The 4,581-nt window shown below is 72.5% G+C and carries 4 protein-coding genes; all 4 read right to left on the bottom strand.

All coding sequences use genetic code 11. The features are described 5' to 3' along the window. Positions 1-253: Mur ligase domain-containing protein (locus MVA01S_RS28685; RefSeq protein WP_255251726.1), on the bottom strand; the 253-nt coding region annotated here is incomplete at its 3' end. Then, the gene (locus MVA01S_RS28680; protein WP_003933047.1) at positions 250-1,782 is read right to left on the bottom strand and encodes a UDP-N-acetylmuramoyl-L-alanyl-D-glutamate--2,6-diaminopimelate ligase; all 1,533 of its coding nucleotides are present in this window, start codon (positions 1,780-1,782) and stop codon (positions 250-252) included. The genes MVA01S_RS28680 and MVA01S_RS28685, both read right to left, overlap by 4 nt. A gap of 63 nt (positions 1,783-1,845) precedes the next feature. Beyond that, positions 1,846-3,744, bottom strand: a complete 1,899-nt coding sequence (locus tag MVA01S_RS28675) for a peptidoglycan D,D-transpeptidase FtsI family protein (protein ID WP_003933048.1) — start codon at positions 3,742-3,744, stop codon at positions 1,846-1,848. Beyond that, positions 3,741-4,581, bottom strand: an 841-nt coding sequence (gene ftsL, locus MVA01S_RS28670; protein ID WP_060941799.1) for a cell division protein FtsL, incomplete at its 5' end; no start/stop codon positions are given. The genes ftsL and MVA01S_RS28675, both read right to left, overlap by 4 nt.

Raw genomic sequence — 4,581 nt, 5'->3', positions numbered from 1 at the left:
CGACGATGGCCGGCACCCCGACCGGGCGCGCCGCCAGCACCGCCACCGCACCGGCGGCGACCGCGGTGGCCGCGAAGTCGTGGCCGTCCGCGCGTGCTCCGGGCAGAGCCAGGAAGAGACCGCCGGGGGTCACCGCGCGGGAGTCGAATTCGACGGACCCGGTGACCATGGTCGCGGCCGCGTCCTCGGCGGACACGTCGACCAGTCGGCCGCCGACGATCTCGGCGATCCGCGCCAGCGAGAGCTCGATCACCGTTGCACCTCCCGCGTCGCCGCCTCCAGAGCGGCGGCCAGTTCATCGCGGTCGTCGAACGGCCGGGTCTGCCCGTGGCTGGTCTGTCCGGCCTCGTGGCCCTTGCCCGCGATCAGCACCACGTCACCGGCCCGGGCCCACGCGACCGCATGGTCGATCGCCGCCCGCCGGTCACCGATCTCGACCACGTCGGCGCGCGCACCGGCCGCGCCGGCCAGGATCGCCGCCCGGATCAGGGCGGGATCTTCGTCGCGGGGGTTGTCGTCGGTCACCACCACCAGGTCGGCCAGCTCCGCGGCCACCCGGCCCATGGGCTCGCGCTTGCCCTGGTCACGGTTGCCGCCGGCGCCGAACACGACCGCGATACGGCCGGCGCTCTGGTCGCGCAGCGTGCGCAGCACCGCCTGCAGGGCACCCGGCTTGTGGGCGTAGTCCACCAGCGCCAGGAACGGCTGACCGCGGTTCACCGCCTCCAGCCGGCCGGGCACCGTCGCGTCCCGTACTCCCGGTGCGGCCTGGTCGGGCGAGACACCGACCGCGTCCAGCAGCGCGACCGCGAGCAGGCAGTTGGCCACGTTGTAGCCGCCGGGCAGGCCGATCTCCAGCCCGTGGTGCACACCGGCGGGATCGACCGCGAGGAAGTCCTGCGCGCCGTCGCCGGCGTTGCGGACCTGCTCGACACTCCAGTCGGCGGGACCGGTCGCACTGACGGTGACGGGGTGGTCGGCGCGGGCCGCCATGGCCCGACCCCACTCGTCGTCGACGCAGATCACCGACTGCGCGGCGTGGATCGGCGACGCCGGGTCGAACAGCCGGGCCTTGGCCTCGAAGTAGTCCTCCATCGTGGGGTGGAAGTCCAGGTGGTCGCGGGACAGATTGGTGAAACCGCCGACGGTGAACGAGACCCCGTCCACCCGCCCGAGCGCCAGCGCGTGGCTGGACACCTCCATCACGACGGTGTCCACGCCCCGCTCCAGCATGGTGGCGAGCAGAGCCTGCAGGTCCGGGGCCTCGGGGGTGGTCAGACCGCCGGGCTGCTGGTGGCCGTCGATCCGCACCCCGACGGTGCCGATCAGGCCGGCGACGCGGCCTGCCGAGCGCAGGCCGGCCTCGACCAGATAGGTGGTGGTGGTCTTGCCCGACGTCCCGGTGACACCGATGACGCGCAGTTTCTCCGACGGCCGGCCGTAGACGGCCGACGCCAGCTCGCCGAGCACCGCCCTGGGCTGCGGGTGCACCAGGACCGGCACCCCCGACAGGCCGGTCGCGGCGATCTCGTCCACCCCGGCGGAGTCGGTGAGCACCGCGACCGCGCCGCGCTCCACCGCATCGGCGGCGTACCGGCCGCCGTGCGCCCGCGCACCCGGCAGCGCGGCGAACAGGTCGCCGGCGCGCGCGTCCTGCCCACGCAGCGTGACGCCGGTGATCAGGATGTCGGGAGTCGGGCCCCCACCTGCGGGTACGGCCGCGACCAGGTCGGCCAGTACGCCGAGGGCGAGACCGGCGGGATTGCTGGGACGCAGATTCATGGCCTTGACACAGTACCGATCTCGCCGGGCGGCTTACGCATTCGCGCCGGAGGGTTCCGGACGTCAGTCCGCTTGCAGTGTCAGCGGGGCGCCCGGATCCGCCGACAGCGGTACGTTCTCCCGCTGCAGCAGCCAGGACGCGATGTCGTGGAACAGCGGTGCGGCCGAGGAACCGGGGGTGCCGTCGGCGGCGCGGTGCGGTGCGTCGAGCATCACGCCGATCACATAGCGCGGGTCGTCGGCCGGGGCCATGCCCGCGAAGGTGATCCAGTAGACGTCGTCGTAGTAGCAGCCGCACGCCGGGTTGATCTGCTGGGCGGTGCCGGTCTTGCCGGCGATCTGGTAGCCCTCGACGGCGGCCTGCGGGCCGGTGCCCTGCTGGATGCCGCGCGGGTCGCGCTGCACCACCGACCGGAACATGTCGCGCACCGTGCGCGCCGTCTCGGGCGACACCACACGCACACCCTGCGGTCGCGGCTCGTCGGCGCGGGCGCCGTCCGGGGCGACGATGTCCTTGATGATCCGCGGCGGAATCCGCACCCCGTCGTTGGCGATGGCCTGGTAGATGCCCGTCATCTGCAGCAGCGTCATCGAAAGGCCCTGGCCGATGGGCAGGTTGGAGAACGTGCTGCCCGACCACTGATCGATCGGCGGCACCAGACCCGCACTCTCGCCGGGCAGCCCGACGCCGGTGCGCTGCCCGAGGCCGAACAACTTGAGCATCTCGGCGAAGCGCTCCGGGCCCAGGCGCTGGGCCAGCATCAGCGTGCCGACGTTGGAGGACTTCCCGAACACGCCGGTCGTGGTGTACGGCATCACGCCGTGGTCCCACGCGTCGCCGACCGTGACCCCGCCCATGTTGATCGAGCCGGGCACCTGAAGGACCTCGTCGGGTGTGGTGAGCCCGTTCTCGATCACCGCGGCGGCGGTGATCATCTTGTTCACCGAGCCCGGCTCGAACGGGGAGGACACCGACAGGTTGCCCAGCTGCCTGCCCTTCTGCCGGCTCAGGTCCTGGGCCGGGTTGAAGGTGTTGTCGTTCGCCATCGCCAACACTTCACCGGTTTTGGCGTCGAGCACCACCGCCGAGGCGTTCTTGGCCCCGGAGGCGTCCTTGGCCATCTGCACCTGCTGCTGCACGTGGAACTGGATGTCGTCGTCGATGGTGAGAGTCACCGTGGACCCGTTGACCGCGTCGTGGCGGTTGCGGTAGCTGCCCGGGATGACCACACCGTCGGACCCGCGGTCGTAGGTGACCGAGCCGTCGGTGCCCGCGAGCACCGAATCCAGCGAGTCCTCCAGGCCGAGCAGACCGTGTCCGTCCCAGTCGATACCGCCGATGATGTTGGCGGCCAGCACCCCGCCGGGGTATTGGCGCAGATCCTGGCGTTCGGCGCCGACCTCCGGGAACTTGGTGGTGATCGCGTCGGCGATGGCCGGATCGACCGCGCGGGCCAGGTAGACGAACGTCTCGTTGCTGCGCAGCTTCTTCAGCACGGTCGCGGTGTCCGGCCTGCCGGCCAGCCGCGAGGACACCTCGGCGGCGATGTCGCGCAGCCGGGCGTCGGGGTCGGGTGCGTCCTCGGTGTTGAGCTCCGCGTTCTTGGCGAACGCCTCCTCCAACTGCTTGCGCACCCGGACCGGCTGGAACGTCAGCGCCCTGGCCTCGGTCGTGAAGGCCAGCTTGTCGCCGTTGCGGTCGACGATGGCGCCGCGCAACGCCGGGTCGATGTCGGTGACCTTGAGCTGGCTGGCCGCCTCGGCCCGCAGCCCCTCGGCGCGCGGCACCTGCAACGTGAACAACTGGGCCGCCGCGACCACCAGCAGCAGGAAGATCACCGCGTTACCGGTGCGGTGCCGGAAGACGAACGACGCACTGCGCAAACCGGTTTGCGTGGCGGCCTGCCGGGTGCGCCGGGACCGCGCCGACCGCTCCTGGTTGGGCGCCTTGGCGCGGCTCACGCGGGCGCCTCGGGGACGGTCACGGCGGGTGCGACCTGCTCAGGACCAGGCACCACGGCCGGGACCGCCGGGTCGATCAGCGGCCCGATCTCCAGCGGCTGGACGGGTCCGGGCACCGGCAGCTCACCGGAAACAGCGTGCGGCATTTCACCGTTGGGATCGACTGGCGGCAACGGCAGAGGCAGAGGCTGCGGCAGCGCGGGCACGGCGCCGGGAACCGCGGGCGACGTCACCGCCATCGGGAGCCGGACCGGCACCTCGCGCGGTTCGACGACGCGCGGCGCGGGCGGTGCCGGTGGGACCGGTTCCGGCAGCGGCGCGTTCAGCGGCGGCGGCGGAACCCCTTCGGCCGGCTTCGGGGTGCCGACGACGACCCAGTTGCCTGCTGGATCCTGCACCAGGTGCGCGGTGTCCCGCGACGGGATCATCCCCAGGTTGCGGGCCGCCTCGGCCAGCGCCGGTGCGGCCTGGGCCTGCAACACGTCGCGCTCGAGGGCTTCCTTCTGTTGCATCAGCGCCTGATTCACCTGGCGGGCGGCGCCCAGTTGGTAGGAGCGCTCGGCGGCGTCGGTGGACAACCACAGCGTCACGCCGAGCCCGAGGCCGAGGGCTCCGATGATCAGCACGACGAACGGCACCCGGGCGACCAGGCGACGCGGGCTCAGATCGATCGATGCGAGGCGGACCAGAATCCGCTGGCGCAGCGGCGCCTTGACGACCTTGGGCGCCTTCGCCTTCCGCGCCTTGGCCCGCGCCTTGGCCTGGCTGGCGCTCTTCGGCCGCGCCGGCACGTCCTTGGGGCGGGCGACCGGGGTGGTGCGCGGCGCGGACCGCTGC

Source organism: Mycolicibacterium vaccae NBRC 14118 = CIP 105934, from assembly GCF_001552715.1.
Classification (GTDB): Bacteria; Actinomycetota; Actinomycetes; order Mycobacteriales; family Mycobacteriaceae; genus Mycobacterium; species Mycobacterium vaccae.
Note: the sequence above shows the minus strand (reverse complement) of the source record. Positions and strands in the feature narration are given on the sequence as shown.